This window comes from Citrobacter sp. 21OH12SH02A-Citro (genome assembly GCF_027919895.1).
GTDB lineage: Bacteria > Pseudomonadota > Gammaproteobacteria > Enterobacterales > Enterobacteriaceae > Citrobacter > Citrobacter braakii.
The window spans coordinates 3,861,664-3,878,090 of the sequence record NZ_CP114801.1; the positions used below are offsets into that span (position 1 = coordinate 3,861,664).

Annotated in this window: 14 protein-coding genes and 1 pseudogene; 6 read left to right on the plus strand and 9 right to left on the minus strand. The window is 53.5% G+C overall.

The window, feature by feature from the left end; translation table 11 throughout:
• The first annotated feature begins 93 nt into the window (after nucleotides 1-93).
• On the plus strand, nucleotides 94-1,551 hold the full coding sequence (gene pepD, locus O6D90_RS18730; protein WP_016155766.1) for a cytosol nonspecific dipeptidase: 1,458 nt from the start codon (nucleotides 94-96) through the stop codon (nucleotides 1,549-1,551).
• A 53-nt stretch (nucleotides 1,552-1,604) separates the two neighbouring features.
• Here pepD and dinB read toward each other — a convergent pair whose 3' ends face one another.
• From dinB to lafU, 3 genes are all read right to left on the minus strand, one after another.
• Nucleotides 1,605-2,660 carry a DNA polymerase IV gene (gene dinB / locus O6D90_RS18735; RefSeq protein ID WP_016155765.1) on the minus strand — a complete coding sequence of 352 codons (1,056 nt, stop codon included), beginning with the start codon at nucleotides 2,658-2,660 and terminating at the stop codon, nucleotides 1,605-1,607.
• Between the two features lie 66 nt (nucleotides 2,661-2,726).
• The gene (locus O6D90_RS18740) at nucleotides 2,727-3,368 is read right to left on the minus strand and encodes a hypothetical protein (RefSeq protein ID WP_032931019.1); all 642 of its coding nucleotides are present in this window, start codon (nucleotides 3,366-3,368) and stop codon (nucleotides 2,727-2,729) included.
• A gap of 55 nt (nucleotides 3,369-3,423) precedes the next feature.
• Nucleotides 3,424-4,338, minus strand: coding sequence for a putative lateral flagellar export/assembly protein LafU (gene lafU, locus O6D90_RS18745; RefSeq protein ID WP_071600315.1), 915 nt, complete (start codon nucleotides 4,336-4,338; stop codon nucleotides 3,424-3,426).
• Here lafU and O6D90_RS18750 point away from each other — a divergent pair.
• Nucleotides 4,250-5,968 (plus strand): annotated as a pseudogene (locus tag O6D90_RS18750) (flagellar biosynthesis protein FlhA); the annotation flags it as partial. The gene lafU and the pseudogene O6D90_RS18750 sit on opposite strands and share 89 nt — an antisense overlap.
• Before the next feature lie 38 nt (nucleotides 5,969-6,006).
• On the opposite strand, the gene O6D90_RS18755 reads toward O6D90_RS18750, so the two are convergent.
• Nucleotides 6,007-6,768 (minus strand): C40 family peptidase, encoded by a 762-nt coding sequence (locus tag O6D90_RS18755; RefSeq protein ID WP_016155761.1) that lies wholly within the window; start codon nucleotides 6,766-6,768, stop codon nucleotides 6,007-6,009.
• Between the two features lie 349 nt (nucleotides 6,769-7,117).
• Between O6D90_RS18755 and dpaA the strand changes: the two genes are divergently transcribed.
• Complete coding sequence (dpaA, locus tag O6D90_RS18760) at nucleotides 7,118-7,858, plus strand: peptidoglycan meso-diaminopimelic acid protein amidase (RefSeq protein ID WP_016151817.1); 741 nt, start codon at nucleotides 7,118-7,120, stop codon at nucleotides 7,856-7,858.
• Here the strand turns inward: dpaA and O6D90_RS18765 are convergent.
• Together O6D90_RS18765 and lpcA are read right to left on the minus strand one after the other, a co-directional pair.
• A complete protein-coding gene (locus O6D90_RS18765; RefSeq protein ID WP_016151816.1) occupies nucleotides 7,829-8,596 on the minus strand; it encodes a class II glutamine amidotransferase in 768 nt (255 codons plus the stop codon). The genes dpaA and O6D90_RS18765 overlap by 30 nt on opposite strands.
• Before the next feature lie 149 nt (nucleotides 8,597-8,745).
• Complete coding sequence (gene lpcA / locus O6D90_RS18770) at nucleotides 8,746-9,324, minus strand: D-sedoheptulose 7-phosphate isomerase (RefSeq protein WP_016155760.1); 579 nt, start codon at nucleotides 9,322-9,324, stop codon at nucleotides 8,746-8,748.
• A gap of 239 nt (nucleotides 9,325-9,563) precedes the next feature.
• Here lpcA and fadE point away from each other — a divergent pair, with 239 nt between their 5' ends.
• From fadE to O6D90_RS18785, 3 genes are all read left to right on the plus strand, one after another.
• Nucleotides 9,564-12,008 carry an acyl-CoA dehydrogenase FadE gene (gene fadE / locus O6D90_RS18775; RefSeq protein ID WP_016155759.1) on the plus strand — a complete coding sequence of 815 codons (2,445 nt, stop codon included), beginning with the start codon at nucleotides 9,564-9,566 and terminating at the stop codon, nucleotides 12,006-12,008.
• Between the two features lie 110 nt (nucleotides 12,009-12,118).
• Nucleotides 12,119-12,886: an amidohydrolase gene (locus O6D90_RS18780; RefSeq protein ID WP_016151813.1), complete on the plus strand. Its 768-nt coding sequence runs from the start codon at nucleotides 12,119-12,121 to the stop codon at nucleotides 12,884-12,886.
• Between the two features lie 178 nt (nucleotides 12,887-13,064).
• On the plus strand, nucleotides 13,065-13,475 hold the full coding sequence (locus O6D90_RS18785) for a Spy/CpxP family protein refolding chaperone (RefSeq protein ID WP_016155758.1): 411 nt from the start codon (nucleotides 13,065-13,067) through the stop codon (nucleotides 13,473-13,475).
• Between the two features lie 15 nt (nucleotides 13,476-13,490).
• Here O6D90_RS18785 and O6D90_RS18790 read toward each other — a convergent pair whose 3' ends face one another.
• The 3 genes from O6D90_RS18790 to O6D90_RS18800 are packed head-to-tail and all read right to left on the minus strand — an operon-like array spanning nucleotide 13,491 to nucleotide 16,423.
• Nucleotides 13,491-14,210 carry an EAL domain-containing protein gene (locus O6D90_RS18790; protein WP_016155757.1) on the minus strand — a complete coding sequence of 240 codons (720 nt, stop codon included), beginning with the start codon at nucleotides 14,208-14,210 and terminating at the stop codon, nucleotides 13,491-13,493.
• 1 nt (nucleotide 14,211) lies between these two features.
• Complete coding sequence (locus O6D90_RS18795; protein WP_032931015.1) at nucleotides 14,212-15,879, minus strand: O-antigen ligase family protein; 1,668 nt, start codon at nucleotides 15,877-15,879, stop codon at nucleotides 14,212-14,214.
• Between the two features lies 1 nt (nucleotide 15,880).
• Nucleotides 15,881-16,423 (minus strand): fimbrial protein, encoded by a 543-nt coding sequence (locus O6D90_RS18800; RefSeq protein WP_016155755.1) that lies wholly within the window; start codon nucleotides 16,421-16,423, stop codon nucleotides 15,881-15,883.
• Nucleotides 16,424-16,427 lie beyond the last annotated feature (4 nt).

Genomic DNA, 16,427 nt, shown 5'->3' on the forward strand with positions numbered 1-16,427 from the left:
CGCATCGCGCAAGCCTGACTTGTGATGTTTTTAATTCTGCTAACCCTGTGGCCTGCAAGCAAGTTTTGTAGGACATCGCCAAGGAGACTCAACGTGTCTGAACTGTCTCAGTTATCCCCGCAACCGCTGTGGGATATTTTTGCCAAAATCTGTTCTATTCCTCATCCGTCCTACCATGAAGAGCAGCTCGCTGAACACATTCTGAGCTGGGCCCAAGAGAAAGGTTTCCACGTCGAGCGCGATCAGGTCGGTAATATCCTGATTCGCAAACCCGCTACCGCAGGAATGGAAAACCGCAAGCCGGTCGTTCTGCAAGCGCACCTGGATATGGTCCCGCAGAAAAATAACGACACCGTGCACGACTTCACTAAAGATCCTATCCAACCTTATATTGACGGCGAATGGGTAAAAGCCCGTGGCACCACGCTGGGTGCGGATAACGGCATCGGTATGGCGTCCGCACTGGCCGTTCTGGCTGATGACAACGTGGTACACGGTCCGCTCGAAGTGCTGCTGACCATGACCGAAGAAGCAGGTATGGATGGCGCGTTTGGTCTGCAGGCTAACTGGCTGCAGGCAGATATCCTGATCAACACCGACTCTGAAGAAGAAGGTGAGATCTATATGGGTTGCGCAGGCGGTATCGACTTTACCTCTAACCTGCCGCTGTCCCGTGAAGCAATCCCGGCTGGCTTCCAAAGCTTTAAGCTGACGTTGAAAGGCCTGAAAGGCGGTCACTCCGGTGGCGAAATCCACGTTGGTCTCGGTAACGCTAACAAGCTGCTGGTACGCTTCCTGGCGGGTCACGCTGAAGAGCTGGATCTGCGTCTGGTTGATTTCAACGGCGGTACGCTGCGCAACGCGATTCCGCGTGAAGCCTTTGCCACCCTCGCCGTGGCGGCAGATAAAATTGATGCGTTAAAAGCGCTGGTCAACACCTACCAGGAAATCCTGAAAAACGAACTGGAAGCCAAAGAGAAGAACCTGGCTCTGCTGCTGGATGCCGTTACTCACGACAAAGCCGCGCTGACCACTCAGTCTCGCGACAGCTTCGTACGTCTGCTGAACGCCACCCCGAACGGTGTTATCCGCAACTCCGACGTAGCCAAAGGCGTGGTAGAAACCTCCCTGAACGTCGGCGTTGTAACCATGACTGACGACAACGTTGAAATTCACTGCCTGATCCGTTCCCTGATCGACAGCGGTAAAGACTACGTGGTAAGCATGCTGGATTCACTGGGTAAACTGGCTGGCGCGAAAACCCAGGCCAAAGGCGGATACCCTGGCTGGCAGCCAGATGCTAACTCTCCGGTTATGCACCTGGTTCGCGAAACCTACCAGCGTCTGTTCAACAAAACGCCAAACATCCAGATCATTCACGCCGGTCTGGAATGTGGCCTGTTCAAGAAACCGTATCCGGAAATGGACATGGTTTCCATCGGGCCAACCATCACCGGTCCGCACTCCCCGGATGAGCAGGTTCATATCGAAAGCGTTGGTCACTACTGGACGCTGCTGACTGAACTGCTGAAGTCGATTCCGGCGAAGTAAGATTCTGCGCTAAATGCCGGATAGCGCTACGCTTATCCGGCAATCCATCAGAGTCACAGCCCCAACAGCAGCTGTCTTTCCAGTTGGGGATCAAGCAGCGTGACGTGTAATCCCACCAGCCTCACGCCTCGCCCTCCCCGACGTTCTTCCCAGGTTTTACGCGCCGTCGCAATTAAGTCATCTTTATTTAAGCGCGGCCAGACGTGCTCCTGCGTGGTCTGCTGAAAATCATTAAACTTGAGTTTTATCCCCTGGCGAGCGATAAGGAGATCCGGCTTTACCTTGGCCAGACGCCGTTCCAGTTCGGGATAAAGCCGCTCAATAATCGCCTCGCATTCTGACCACTCATGAATATCTTCCGCCAGCGTGCGCTCCACGCCGACGGATTTGCGCAGTCTGTCGTTGTTAACGTCCCGCTCGTCAATGCCCTGGCTTCGCTCCCACAGCACGCGACCAAACTTACCAAAACGTTTGAGCAGCATTGCCAGGTCGTATTTTTGAACATCCTCGCAGGTACGCAATCCCATTGATTCCAGCTTCGCGGCGGAGACTTTGCCGACGCCGGGAATTTTGCCTAGCGGTAACGTTTTGAGAAATTCAGGAACATCGGCAGGGGTAATCACATATTGCCCGTTGGGCTTGTTGAGATCGGAGGCTATTTTTGCCAGAAATTTAACCGGCGCAATCCCGGCGGAGGCGGTTAGCTGCAGCTCGTTAAAAATCGTCTGGCGGATCTCCTGGGCGATCAGCGTGGCAGAACCGTGGCAGTGGGTGCTGTCGGTTACATCCAGATAGGCTTCATCCAGCGACAGGGGTTCAATCAGCGAGGTATAGCGGGAGAAAATAGCCTGAATCTGGCGGGAGGCTTCTTTGTAGGCCTCGTAGCGACCGGGTAATAAGGTAAGATGCGGGCATAGCTTTAACGCCATTCCCGTTGGCATCGCGCTACGCACGCCAAATTTGCGCGCCGGGTAATTGGCTGTACTGATAACCCCCCGGCGCTCCCGGCTGCCGCCGATGGCAATGGGAATGTCACGCAGAGCGGGGTTATCGCGCATTTCCACCGCTGCGAAAAAGCAGTCCATATCAACATGTATGATTTTGCGCATCACTCGCCTCCCACAACACTGTTTAAGTATACAGTATTTTTATAGTGTGAGAAGTATGATTATTCCTTACGCCGGACCATTCATGACGAAGCGAGCATCGCACAGGTAACGCACAATATCCTTTTTCGTATGTTCTGCGGGATTCCCCGCCGTACTGACAAACAGTTTATTCACTTTGCGAACATTTGCCCGCAGCAGTTTTTCGATTGTCATCAGCCGGAAGGCATCATTTTCAACGCAGAAAAGTTCGTAGTCGCCCAGACGTTCACCACAAATTTCACAGTGATTCATCCAGTAACGTAGCCCGGTGGTTTTACTTTTATCGAGGTAGTAATTGCTGGCTTTGATGCTCTTTTTTATCTCTTCAGGCAGAGAATTAATGTGGAACAAAAAGCTGTTACGCCTGACCGACTGCCAGCCCTGACCATCCTGATTTTTCTTAATAAAGCGGGTAAACATCACGCCATGGATGCGGGTAATTTGGTGGCAGCTCCAGCAGTGCATCTTCGAGGTAATCACCAGATAGTACGGCGCGACAATATTAAAATTGTCGGTGTCGTAGACATAGTCACGAAGCGCCCCGTTTAGCTCGTGGGGTTCGGTGTACCAGATACCTGAAACCTTGTCGAAATGCGCCCCCTGACAGGCTACATCGGTGACGTTATCAGTATGAATCTCCAATGGAATAATATGGGTTACATCTATCACATTGCCTTCCTGAGGAATAAATTGCCCCCACATTGCGTGGGGGACGGGAACAGAATTAATGAGTGACGGGAGCAGATTGCTGACGTAAAGAAGTCACTTGCTTTTGCTTGTCCAGCTTATCCACCAGCGGTTGCACAACCTTCTCTCCCTGCTGGCCAAAATATTGATACAACGTATCGGAAGCGCTTTGCGTCAGCACCATGATCTCAATGCGACGGTTCCCGGCACTTTCCGGATTTTTCGCATCCAGCAGCATTTGGTCCGCCATCGCGCTGACCTGCATGACTTTATTCTGCGGCATTCCGGCATCCTCCAGCACGCGTCGCGCCGACAAAGCGCGGTCGCCAGAGAGGTTCCAGTTGTTGTAAATGTTACTCTTATAGCTCATCGCGTCTGTATGCCCGGTGATGATTATCTTGTTATCCAGCGAGTCAAACACGGGAGTCAGTTCAACCAGCAGCGATTTAAAGAACGGCATAATCCTGGCGCTACCGCGCTCAAACATATTGCGATTCTGGTCATCTTTAATCAGTACGCGCAGCCCCTGAGGAACAATCTCCATCTCGAGGTTAGTTTCCATATGCGCATTGCGGGCGATAACGTTAATGTCGGTCGCCAGTTCGCCCAATTCGCGGGCTGATTTTTGTTTCAGCAGCACCGCTTTTTCATTCACATCCAGCGCCTTTTTCGCGTTCTCTTCCGTAATTTTCGCCGTCTCCTGCGGGTTGACGGTTTTATCGAGTTTGTTGCGTGTGACGTTTTTCTTCTGCGCTCCCGGCGCTATCGGCTGCTTGCCCAGCTTATTTAACGGCGCCATACCGCCACCGTTAAAGATTGACTGACCATGCAGCGCCGCCACGATATTTTCGCGGTCAGCTTTACTGACGCTGTTCACAATCAACTTTATCGTGGTTACCAAGGGTGCCGAGCGTATCTCCGAGGTTTCGGCCCGCTTTACGCTGGACGCCATGCCCGGGAAGCAGATGGCGATCGATGCCGATCTGAACGCAGGCCTGATTAATCAGGCCCAGGCGCAGGCGCGACGTAAAGATGTGGCGGGCGAAGCGGACTTCTATGGCGCAATGGACGGTGCGTCGAAGTTCGTACGCGGTGATGCCATCGCCGGGATGATGATCCTGGCCATCAACCTGATAGGCGGCGTCTGTATCGGTATTTTCAAATACGATTTAAGCGCCGAAGCCGCATTCCAGCAATACGTACTGATGACCATCGGCGACGGTCTGGTCGCCCAGATCCCGTCTCTGCTGCTGTCGACGGCAGCGGCGATTATCGTTACACGCGTGAGCGACAGCGGTGATATCGCCACAGACGTGCGTAGCCAGTTACTGGCCAGCCCCTCCGTACTTTATACCGCCACCAGCATTATGTTTGTACTGGCGGTGGTACCGGGAATGCCGCATTTCCCGTTCCTGGTGTTCAGCGCCCTGATGGGGTTCACCGCCTGGCGTATGAGCAAGCGCCCGAAGGTGGCTGAAACTGAAGAGAAAAATCTTGAGACGCTGACCAAAACCATCGTTGAAACCACTGAGCAACATGTCAGTTGGGAAACTATCCCTTTGATCGAGCCAATCAGCCTGAGCCTGGGGTACAAACTGGTGTCGCTGGTAGACAAATCCAAAGGGAATCCGCTCACTCAACGTATTCGCGGTGTACGGCAGGTTATCTCAGACACTAACGGCGTGCTGCTCCCGGAAATTCGCATCCGCGAAAACTTCCGTCTAAAACCGACCCAGTACGCCATTTTTATCAATGGGATCAAGGCTGATGAGGCCGATATTCCCTCAGATAAGCTGATGGCGCTGCCCTCCAGTGAAACGTATGGCGAGATCGATGGTGTGTTAGGCCACGATCCGGCCTATGGTATGCCGGTGACGTGGATTGTCCCGGCGCAAAAAGCCAAAGCGCTAAATATGGGGTATCAGGTCATTGATAGTGCCAGCGTCATTGCGACGCATGTGAATAAGGTCATTCGCAACTTTATTCCCGACCTGTTTAACTACGATGATATTACCCAACTGCATAACCGCCTCTCTTCGATGGCCCCCCGTCTGGCGGAAGATCTGAGCGCGGCGCTGAATTACAGCCAGCTCTTGAAGGTTTATCGGGCGCTGCTGGTCGAAGGCGTGCCGCTGCGCGATATCGTTACCATTGCCACCGTACTGGTCGCCAGTAGCGCCGTCACTAAAGATCATATTCTGTTGACGGCAGATGTGCGTCTGGCGCTCCGTCGCAGCATTACCCATCCGTTTGTGCGCAAAGATGAGCTGGCGGTCTACACGCTGAATAATGAGCTGGAGAATCTGCTGGCTAATGTAGTGAATCAGGCTCAGCAAAGCGGCAAAGTGGTGCTCGATAGCGTACCGGTCGATCCTAATATGCTGAATCAGTTCCAGACCAATATGCCGCAGATTAAAGAACAGATGAAAGCCGCGGGTAAAGAGCCGGTACTGCTGGTCGCACCGCAGCTACGTCCTCTGCTCGCGCGCTATGCGCGCCTGTTTGCACCAGGCTTACAGGTGTTGTCATATAACGAAGTTCCGGATGAGCTGGAATTAAAGATCATGGGGGCGTTGAGTTAACCCCTGACGAGGCGGTGCCATTCGCACCGCCTTTTTGATTACAGAATGGTATTTTCCGTCAGAATACGACGAGCGCCGAGATAATGATCCTGCCAGAAGTCATCGGATAAATTGCTCACCCGAATCGTTTCTCCCGTACGCGGCGATTCAATAAATTGTCCCTGCCCCAAATAGACGCCCATATGATCGGCAATATCCCGACTGTGAATATGAAAGAACAATAAATCACCACGACGAAGGTCGCGATTAGCGACGATGGTCGCCCGCCGATAGTGATACATTTCATTCGCCGTACGTGGCAATTTTGCTGCCAGAATTTTGTTGTAGGCATAAAAGATCAGCCCGCTACAGTCAAAGCCTTGTTCCGGGCTGGTCCCGCCCCACAAATAGGGTTTACCTAACTGCTGCTCAAGACGGTGGATTGCCACTTCGGTTATGTTGTGCAGATGATCGCTACTGAGAAAATGGTCATTCTCAGCCAGCTCCTGCCAGCGTTGATCGCTCGCTTTTAGTGGCCCCGGGAACCACTCCGGGTGCTGTTTAATCAGCGTCCTGTTTTGCTGGCGCAGCGCGCTTTTACTTTGCGCATTACCTTCCACCACATAACTTGCCTGCTTTTTTACCTGCGCGTGGTACTGCTTCAGCAGCCGGGCGCGGTTACGCATGCGTAATTGCGCCGCATAGCTTAAATGGGCGTCAGATAAGAGGGGCTGAACTTTGGCGACAGACGGCGAGGACAACACAACACACAAAGACAGCAGACCCGGCAAAAAGCGTCGGGGCGCAGAGACAAAAGACATGAAAACAACACTACCTAATCAAACACGTTCGCCGCAGTCTACCGCTATTGCCGGGCATTCCATTTTAATATTCGATTATTAAATTATTAATTTTTTAAATTCAATATATTAGGAATTCTGCACTCAGAAGACTTAATGACGTGCGCTAACCCGCAAAATACGTCAGTGTCTGACTGCCTTTAAGCACAATTTTCCGTATAAAGAAAATCTAAAGTGTAAACGCCGCACGAGAGACTTGCGAAAAACTCTCTGGGTGATAATGTGAGCGCTCCAGATCCAGATTTATCCGATTTGGGAACTCTTTTTGCCGTCCTGGCGTGTGTAATCGTTTTATCAAGGAATAAGCAGTATGCGTAAAATCGCATTTTTTCTTGCGATGCTTTTATTGCCGTGCGTTTCATTTGCCGGTTTGCTGAGCAGCAGCAGCCCGACTACGCCTGTCAGCAAAGAATATAAGCAGCAATTAATGGGCTCCCCCGTCTATATCCAGATCTTCAAAGAAGAGCGAACGCTGGATCTGTACGTCAAGATGGGCGAACAGTATCAATTGCTCGACAGCTATAAGATCTGCAATTATTCCGGCGGCTTAGGTCCGAAACAGCGTCAGGGCGATTTCAAAAGCCCGGAAGGGTTTTACAGCGTACAGCGCGGACAGCTGAAACCGGATAGCCGCTTTTATAAAGCGATTAACATTGGTTTCCCTAACGCCTACGACCGCGCACACGGTTATGAAGGTAAATACCTGATGATCCACGGCGCCTGCGTTTCCGTCGGCTGCTACGCAATGACCGACAACGGCATTGATGAGATTTTCCAGTTTGTCACCGGCGCACTGGTGTTTGGGCAGTCCAGCGTGCAGGTTAGCATTTATCCATTCCGCATGACCGATGCCAACATGCAGCGCCATAAGTTCTCGTATTACAAAGAATTCTGGGCGCAGCTAAAGCCTGGCTACGATTACTTTGAACAAACGCGTAAGCCACCGACCGTTTCCGTCGTCGATGGCCGTTACGTTATCAGCAAGCCGTTGAGTCACGAAGTGGTTCAGCCGCAGCTGGCATCAAACTATACGCTCCCCGAGACAAAATAACGCCCACTCGCCTGGCATAATCTTTTGCCAGGTTTCATTGCCGGTTAGCGGCTGAGTGGCAATCACGGTGACCACATCATTGGGTGTGGTCTCTGAGCTAAAATCGATTTCCACATCCTGATCCAGCAGTGTCGCCACGCCAAACGGCGCACGACGGGTGATCCAAAACAGGTTGGTCGAGCAGAAAGCCATCACATAACGCCCGTCAGACAACAGCATGTTGAAGACGCCCTTCTCACGCAATTCTCCTGCCAGCATCGCGATATATTTAAATACTGCCGTCATATTGCCAGGCGTACGCGGATACCGTTCAGTCAGCTTGTGGAGCAGCCAGCAGAAAGCTTTTTCGCTGTCGGTTTCCCCAACCGGGCGGAAATTACCGGTTTCCAGCGATTTATAGCCGCTGAGCTGTCCATTATGAGCGTACGTCCAGTTACGTCCCCACAGTTCACGCGTAAATGGATGGGTGTTTTCCAATGCCACTTCGCCACGATTCGCCTGACGAATATGGGCAATCACGGAACAGGATTTGATGGGATAGTCTTGTACCAGTTTGGCGATAGGCGAATTAAAGCTGGGTTGCGGATCTTTAAACGTACGGCAGCCCTTACCTTCATAAAACGTAATACCCCAGCCGTCTTTGTGCGGCCCGGTACCTCCGCCGCGCTGAACCAGCCCGGTGAAGCTAAAGCAGATATCGGTTGGCACATTGGCGCTCATCCCGAGCAGTTCGCACATACATCACCTCCACAAACGCCTTTAAGCGGGAAGGCGTAATTGTTGCAGCCAGTTTAGATTCGGACAGCGCGCGGAAACCGGAGCGTACACGTAGTACGTGAGGATTTCGGGCACTGCCCGGATTCAAAATGGCAAATAAAATAGCCTTCTTACTTCACCATCTCTTTTTCGATCAACTGGATCAGGATATGGATCACTTTGATATGAATTTCCTGAATGCGGTCAGCATAGCCAAAGTGCGGCACGCGAATTTCGATATCCGCGCTGCCCGCCATTTTGCCGCCATCTTTACCAGTCAGGGTGATGACTTTCATCCCTTTCTCGCGCGCTGCGGCAATCGCTTTAATCACGTTAGCGGAATTCCCTGAAGTAGAGATGCCTAACAGGACATCGCCTTCGCGACCCACGGCTTCAACGTAGCGGGAGAAGACATAATCGTAACCGAAATCGTTGCTGACGCAGGAGATATGGCTGACATCAGAAATAGCGATCGCCGGGTAGCCAGGGCGGTTTTCGCGATAACGTCCCGTCAGCTCTTCGGCGAAGTGCATCGCGTCGCAATGGGAACCGCCGTTACCGCAAGAAAGTACCTTACCGCCAGCTTTAAAGCTGTCTGCCAACAGGACCGCCGCGCGCTGAATGGCGTGAATATTGGCGTCATCTTTAAGAAAATTAGCCAGCGTTTCCGCCGCTTCGCTCAGTTCGTTACGAATAAGATCCTGGTACATGAGGATATCCTTCAGCATGAATGTAAATGACAAGATGCAGTGTACCGGATAGCGCTACCAGCGAGAAGTACAAGCCACAGGAATGGCTGCGGCTTTTGATTTTTTGTGCCGGTTAAAACAGCAACAATGTGAGCTTTGTTGTAATTATTTTGTAAACACATTGCTAAAAGAATTTACATCCACTACAACCATATCATCACAAGTGGTCAGACCTCCTACAAGCAAGGGAGCTTTTCGTTATGATGATTTTGAGTATTATCGCTACGGTTGTTCTGCTCAGCGTTCTGTTTTATCACCGCGTGAGCTTATTCCTCAGCAGCTTAATTTTGCTCGCCTGGACAGCTGCGCTTGGCGTGGTTGGCCTGTGGTCAATCTGGCTGCTGGTTCCTCTGGCCATTCTCCTCGTACCGTTTAACTTTACGCCAATGCGCAAATCCATGATCTCTGCGCCAGTGTTCCGCGGTTTCCGTAAAGTCATGCCGCCGATGTCGCGCACTGAGAAAGAGGCGATTGATGCCGGTACAACCTGGTGGGAAGGCGACCTGTTCCAGGGCAAGCCAGACTGGAAAAAACTGCATAACTATCCTCAGCCGCATCTGACAGCTGAAGAACAAGCGTTTATTGACGGCCCGGTGGAAGAAGCCTGCCGCATGGCGAACGACTTCCAGATCACCCATGAACTCGCGGATCTGCCGCCGGAACTGTGGGCGTATCTGAAAGAACACCGCTTCTTCGCGATGATCATTAAGAAAGAGTACGGCGGGCTGGAATTCTCCGCGTATGCTCAGGCTCGCGTTCTGCAGAAACTCTCCGGCGTTTCCGGGATCCTGGCGATCACCGTTGGCGTACCTAACTCCCTAGGCCCTGGCGAACTGCTGCAGCATTACGGCACCGAAGAGCAGAAGAATCATTACCTGCCGCGTCTGGCTCGTGGTCAGGAGATCCCCTGCTTTGCTCTGACCAGCCCGGAAGCGGGTTCCGACGCAGGCGCGATCCCTGATACCGGCGTGGTTTGTATGGGCGACTGGCAGGGCCAGCAGGTGCTGGGTATGCGCCTGACCTGGAATAAGCGTTATATCACCCTAGCGCCTATCGCTACCGTACTGGGTCTGGCATTTAAACTCTCCGACCCGGAAAAACTGCTGGGTGGTGAAGAAGATCTCGGCATTACCTGTGCGCTGATCCCAACGTCAACCCCAGGCGTACAAATTGGGCGTCGACACTTCCCGCTGAACGTGCCGTTCCAGAACGGTCCGACGCTGGGCAAAGATGTCTTCGTGCCGATTGATTACATCATCGGTGGCCCAAAAATGGCCGGTCAGGGCTGGCGCATGCTGGTGGAATGTCTGTCCGTGGGACGCGGTATTACCCTGCCGTCTAACTCGACGGGCGGCGTGAAATCGGTCGCAATGGCAACCGGCGCGTATGCGCATATTCGTCGCCAGTTCAAAATCTCTATCGGTAAGATGGAAGGTATTGAAGAGCCGTTGGCACGTATTGCGGGTAACGCGTACGTGATGGATGCAGCGGCGTCGCTGATTACCTACGGTATTATGCTGGGTGAAAAACCGGCGGTGCTGTCGGCCATCGTGAAGTATCACTGTACCCACCGTGGACAGCAGTCAATCATCGATGCAATGGATATTACTGGCGGTAAAGGCATTATGCTTGGCGAAAGCAACTTCCTCGCCCGTGCTTATCAGGGCGCGCCTATCGCCATTACCGTAGAAGGTGCCAACATTCTGACCCGGAGCATGATGATCTTCGGTCAGGGGGCGATTCGCTGCCATCCGTACGTTCTGGAAGAGATGGCCGCGGCACAGAGTAACGATGTGAATGCGTTCGACAAGCTGCTGTTCAAACACATCGGCCACGTCGGCAGTAACAAAGTGCGCAGCTTCTGGTTGGGCCTGACGCGCGGCTTAACCAGCAGCACGCCAACCGGCGATGCGACCAAACGTTACTACCAACATCTGAACCGTCTGAGCGCTAACCTGGCACTGCTTTCGGATGTCTCCATGGCCGTACTGGGCGGTAGCCTGAAGCGCCGTGAACGTATCTCCGCGCGTCTGGGCGATGTGTTAAGTCAGCTGTATCTGGCCTCCGCGGTACTGAAGCGTTATGACGATGAAGGCCGTAATGAAGCAGACCTGCCGTTGGTTCACTGGGGCGTTCAGGATGCGTTGTACAAAGCGGAACAGGCGATGGACGACCTGCTGAAAAACTTCCCGAACCGACTGGTCGCGGGCCTGCTGAGTGTGGTTATCTTCCCTACCGGTCGCCACTACCATGCACCGTCTGACAAGCTGGATCATAAAGTCGCGAAGATTCTGCAGGTTCCGAGCGCCACCCGTTCTCGCCTTGGTCGTGGTCAATACCTGACGCCGAGCGAGCATAACCCGGTAGGTTTGCTGGAAGAGGCTTTGCTGGATGTGATTGCAGCCGACCCTATCCACCAGCGGATCTGCAAAGAGCTGGGTAAAAACCTGCCGTTTACCCGCCTGGATGAACTGGCGCACAATGCGCTGGCTAAAGGGCTGATTGATAAAGACGAAGCCGCAATTCTGGTGAAAGCCGAAGCGAGTCGTCTGCGTAGCATCAACGTGGATGACTTTGAACCCGAGGCGCTGGCGACTCAGCCGGTAAAGCTGCCAGAGAAGGTGCGTAAAGTCGAAGCCGCGTAACGACACACGCACAACGTTTAGCCCCGCTTAATGCGGGGCTTTTTATTGCCACATTTCCGTTAGAGCTCATGCTACAGTGTCAAAATGTTGTTCAATGAGGAGCCTCGATCGTGCCCGGTTTGAAAATTACTCTGCTGCAACAACCGCTGATCTGGATGGATGGCCCGGCCAACCTGCGCCATTTCGACCGCCAACTGGAAACCGTCACCGGACGTGATGTCATTGTGTTACCTGAAATGTTTACCAGCGGATTTGCCATGGAAGCGGCAAGCAAATCGCTGCCGCAGGAAGAGGTTGTCAGTTGGATGCGCACTAAGGCGCAACAGACGAACGCCCTTATAGCAGGCAGCGCCGCTCTCTTGTCTGAACGTGGCCCGGTAAACCGCTTTTTGCTGGTCGAACCCGAAGGTAATGTCCATTTCTATGACAAGCGCCACCTGTTCCGCATGGCGGATGAACATCAACATTATCAGGCGGGTGACGCGCGGGTTATTTTTGAATGGCGCGGCTGGCGCATTCTGCCGTTGGTCTGTTATGACCTGCGTTTTCCGGTATGGTCGCGCAACCGCAACGATTACGACCTGGCATTGTATGTCGCCAACTGGCCGGCGCCTCGTTCGCTACACTGGCAGGTTCTGCTCACCGCGCGGGCAATTGAGAACCAGGCTTATGTAGCAGGATGTAACCGCGTGGGTACTGACGGTAACGGCCATCATTATCGCGGTGACAGCCGGGTGATTAATCCGCAGGGGGAGATTATTGCCACCGCCGAGCCGCATCAGGCTACGCGCATTGACGCTGAACTGTCACTCTCGGCGCTGCGCGAGTACCGCGAGAAGTTCCCCGCCTGGCAGGACGCTGATCCGTTCACGCTGTAGATATCGCCTTCCCTCCCGCTGCACAACGTTTTCCGTAGCGGGATTGTTTCACTCCGTAACCAACCGCAAAACAAATTCGCGTGGCGACGTGTTTCGGGCATCGTATTCTGCAAAGGATAATCACTCGTCACCAGCGAGTGACAGACAATGTTAATAATTCCCTTATCAGGATCCCGAAATGAAGAACTTCGTACGCATGACTTTGCTGGCGGCAACCGTGGCTGGCGCTTCTTTTAGCACGCTTGCAGCAAACGTATCCAATGTACCCGCACCAGCTCAGGACCCGGTAGTTCAGCACCTTAAACTGAGCACTGACCAGGTTGCGCAGATTAAAAAACTGCACCAGCAGCTTGAAACCAACGTTAGCCAGATATCGGTGAAGGATGTTAAAGACGGCGCGTTGATTGACGTCATCAAGTCCGGGAAATGGGATGAAGCCGCCGTCAAAAAACAGCTTTCCGCCTTCAGCAATATCGAACAGCAGGCGCGTTATTACCGCGTGAAATACTATTTCGACCTGAACAAAGTACTGACCCCAGAACAGCGCCAGCAGGTGCAAAAAGATATCGCACAGACGCTGAGCGAATAATGACCATGGCCTGAATCAGCAATGATTCAGGCCTTTCGGTAATACTTCCTGCTCGAACAAAAATCCCTGCACAGCATCTGCGCCGCTCATACGGCAAATGGCGTAATCCTGCGGCGTTTCCACCCCCTCGATCACAACCCGTTCTCCCAGCCCGCGAAATTGATTGACCAGTACCCTTAACTGCCAATCCGACGTCCTGAACTGATGAAACATTCCGCTTTCAATTTTGATGGCATCGAAACGGATGCCAGACAGTCGCCAAACAAAAAATAGCTCAGGCGAAACATCATCCAGCCACACGCGAAACCCGTGACGCACCAGGGTTTTAACGGCAATGCATACGGCCTGCTGTTCTGCCTTTTCCAGTCGCATCATGGTGCCAGGATCCTGTATTTCGATAACAATCCGCCCCTGATGCGCCTGCCGGGCGAGCTGCGCAATCCACGACAGACAGGTCAGCATCCTGACGGATAAATTCAGCGAATAACTTCCTGAGAGTGCCAGTACCTGCCGCATTTGCCACAGAAATAGCTGCTGTTTTGCGGTGATGGAAAGGTGCTTGAAAAAAAGATCGAGCGGTAGCGGCGTGCGTACCTGACTTAACACCTCACAGACATCCAGCGATGCATCATCAAAAAAATGGATGCGCTGCAAACGGATCCCGGTGATCCGCAGCAGCTCGGCGTTGCGGGGAAGCTCTGGCACATGGCGGGTCTGTTCGCTGAATCTGTTCATATCATTCCATTTTTTGATTGAAAGGACGTCGTGCATCCTGCAGCCACGGGATACGGCGATCGTTCGGGTATGTCAGGTAAAAGCGCGTCGCCAGACGATGCGCCTCAGGTAGGTCGCGCTGCTGTAACGCCAGCAAGATTTGCGTGAAGGAGACATTCGGGTCTGGGTGAACACGCACATAGTCAGGCGCCCAGCGGCGAACCGCTTCCAGCCAGCGAGCATCCCGGGTACGCTGATACCGTTGCAGATACCCCATCTGAACATCAAACCGGTAGCGAGGGGCAAGGAGCCAGCCTCCTACCGGGAGCGACTCGGCCAGACGCCACTGCGCTGACTGCCGCTCCGCCAGCGTCAACTGCTGTTGCGTGTGCAGTGAGAGAAGCAACAGTGGCGTGAAGGTTAAAAACGAGATCAATGCCAGCGCACGAATCAGCGACGTCGACGTAAGCGTCAGGCGAGCCCCTTTTAGCGGGCTATCTGCACAACGAAGCAGCAGGATCAGCAGTAACCAGTGTGGTGTTGACTGCCTGGCGGGGTATTCCGTCAACATATGAATGACCACCGGCAGCGCCGCCACCAGACAAGCGCGACGCCAGCGATTTCCGTGCATCCACAGCCAGAAGCCCCCCGTAATAAAGCACAGCGCCCCCGCCAACCCCACCAGGCCGCCCTCCACCAGCCACAGCACCAGCTCATTGTGCGGATGCGAGATGCTGCTCAGCCCCAACGGCCCCGCACGTTCGAGAAACACGGCGGCAAAACTGCCCACGCCCCACCCCGTCCACGGGCGTTCGGCAAATAATGCCAGTGACGTTTTAAGCACCGTCCAGCGCACCTGGGAAGTGGTCAGGTGATCGACTGTAGCAACGGACAAAAAATAGCGAGCGAGCGTGCCCGCCACCATGCCTAACGCCAGCGGCAGCAGAAGTAGCAACAACATACGGCGTTGCGCCGGGAAAACCACCAGCAGCAAGACTTCACCTACCACCACAGACACATAGCCGGTTTGCGACTGGGATTCATGCAGCACAAAGCCCATCATCACCAGGGCAATCCCGATGACAATTCGATATCTGTCGCGTAGCCGTAAAAAGAGCGGAGCTGACAGCAGCACACCAGATGCAGTGAAGCTGGCCATCAGATTGACCTGCTGAAAAATACCGTAGGGCCGCGTACCGCGTCGCCAGGCAAACTCCCAGTAATCAACACCCGGCAAATGCCAGTACTGATACAAAAACGCCAGACATTCGATGACGCACGCGCCCCATAGCAGAGTCAGCAGTACCGTCAGGGTGTTTGCCGCAAGCGGAATCTGTAATGTCACCAGATAGACGAGCACGCCTCCCAGCAGCGCCCCTGCGACCAGCTGCGCCTCGAACTGCCAGACGCCAGGCGTCAGCAGACAAAGCAGCGTCAGGATGAGCGCCCCCATCGAAAAAACCGTGGCGGGGACAGTGATACGCCAGCGTTGACGAGGCACCAGCACTGATGCGCTTGCAGCCAGCACAACGGCATAAATCCAGCTCGTAATATTAAGCGGCAACGACAGACCGCTGCCGCCGTTATTCGGCCAGTAGAGATGCATTACCCCACACCAGAAAAACAGACTAATAACGAGCAATAATTTCTGCGCAGGCAGCGGGGCAATACGATTCAGTGCGTTCATCATGCTACTGGTAGTTCAGTGTCCAGGTCCCGCTGGCGCTGAACGGACCGTATTCGAGAGACTGATTTTTTATCGCCGACGGCTCTGCTGCGACCCACGCCCAAAAATTTAGCGTCATCGAGCCTGCAGTTATCTCTTTGACTGACGTGCTCTCATCAAGGCGAATTGCCGTGCCGTCCTCTTCGCTCATCCCAATACCGATCCCAGTCGCGCCACCCTGTTCACTGCTATCCAGCGCCAGATGATCGTCCAGTTCAGCATCCTCACTACCACTGAAAGTGACCGAGATCCCGCGAAAAACCTCGGGGTTGCAGTCGCGTAGCTGAATGCTGAATTTTTCCGGCTTACTGCGCCCCGAGAGATAGAGATCCTGCGTCGCGATTTGCCCGAAATCGACCTCGATTTTGTCGCCTCCTGGTGCCAGGCTGCAGGCCAGCGCTCTGATAGTGCCGTGAAAATACATATCACCGCCGACCAGTTTGGTGTCGGCCTGCGCCATGCCGCCAAGCAGTAACACACCGATCGCGAATAACGCCGAAAATCTCATGGCA

Coding starts and splice junctions, on each gene's coding strand:
- dinB (WP_016155765.1), bottom strand. CDS start 2,660: ATGCGCAAAATCATACATGTTGATATGGACTGCTTTTTCGCAGCGGTG.
- lafU (WP_071600315.1), bottom strand. CDS start 4,338: ATGGCGTCCAGCGTAAAGCGGGCCGAAACCTCGGAGATACGCTCGGCA.
- O6D90_RS18755 (WP_016155761.1), bottom strand. CDS start 6,768: ATGTCTTTTGTCTCTGCGCCCCGACGCTTTTTGCCGGGTCTGCTGTCT.
- dpaA (WP_016151817.1), top strand. CDS start 7,118: ATGCGTAAAATCGCATTTTTTCTTGCGATGCTTTTATTGCCGTGCGTT.
- O6D90_RS18765 (WP_016151816.1), bottom strand. CDS start 8,596: ATGTGCGAACTGCTCGGGATGAGCGCCAATGTGCCAACCGATATCTGC.
- lpcA (WP_016155760.1), bottom strand. CDS start 9,324: ATGTACCAGGATCTTATTCGTAACGAACTGAGCGAAGCGGCGGAAACG.
- fadE (WP_016155759.1), top strand. CDS start 9,564: ATGATGATTTTGAGTATTATCGCTACGGTTGTTCTGCTCAGCGTTCTG.
- O6D90_RS18785 (WP_016155758.1), top strand. CDS start 13,065: ATGAAGAACTTCGTACGCATGACTTTGCTGGCGGCAACCGTGGCTGGC.
- O6D90_RS18790 (WP_016155757.1), bottom strand. CDS start 14,210: ATGAACAGATTCAGCGAACAGACCCGCCATGTGCCAGAGCTTCCCCGC.
- O6D90_RS18795 (WP_032931015.1), bottom strand. CDS start 15,879: ATGATGAACGCACTGAATCGTATTGCCCCGCTGCCTGCGCAGAAATTA.
- O6D90_RS18800 (WP_016155755.1), bottom strand. CDS start 16,423: ATGAGATTTTCGGCGTTATTCGCGATCGGTGTGTTACTGCTTGGCGGC.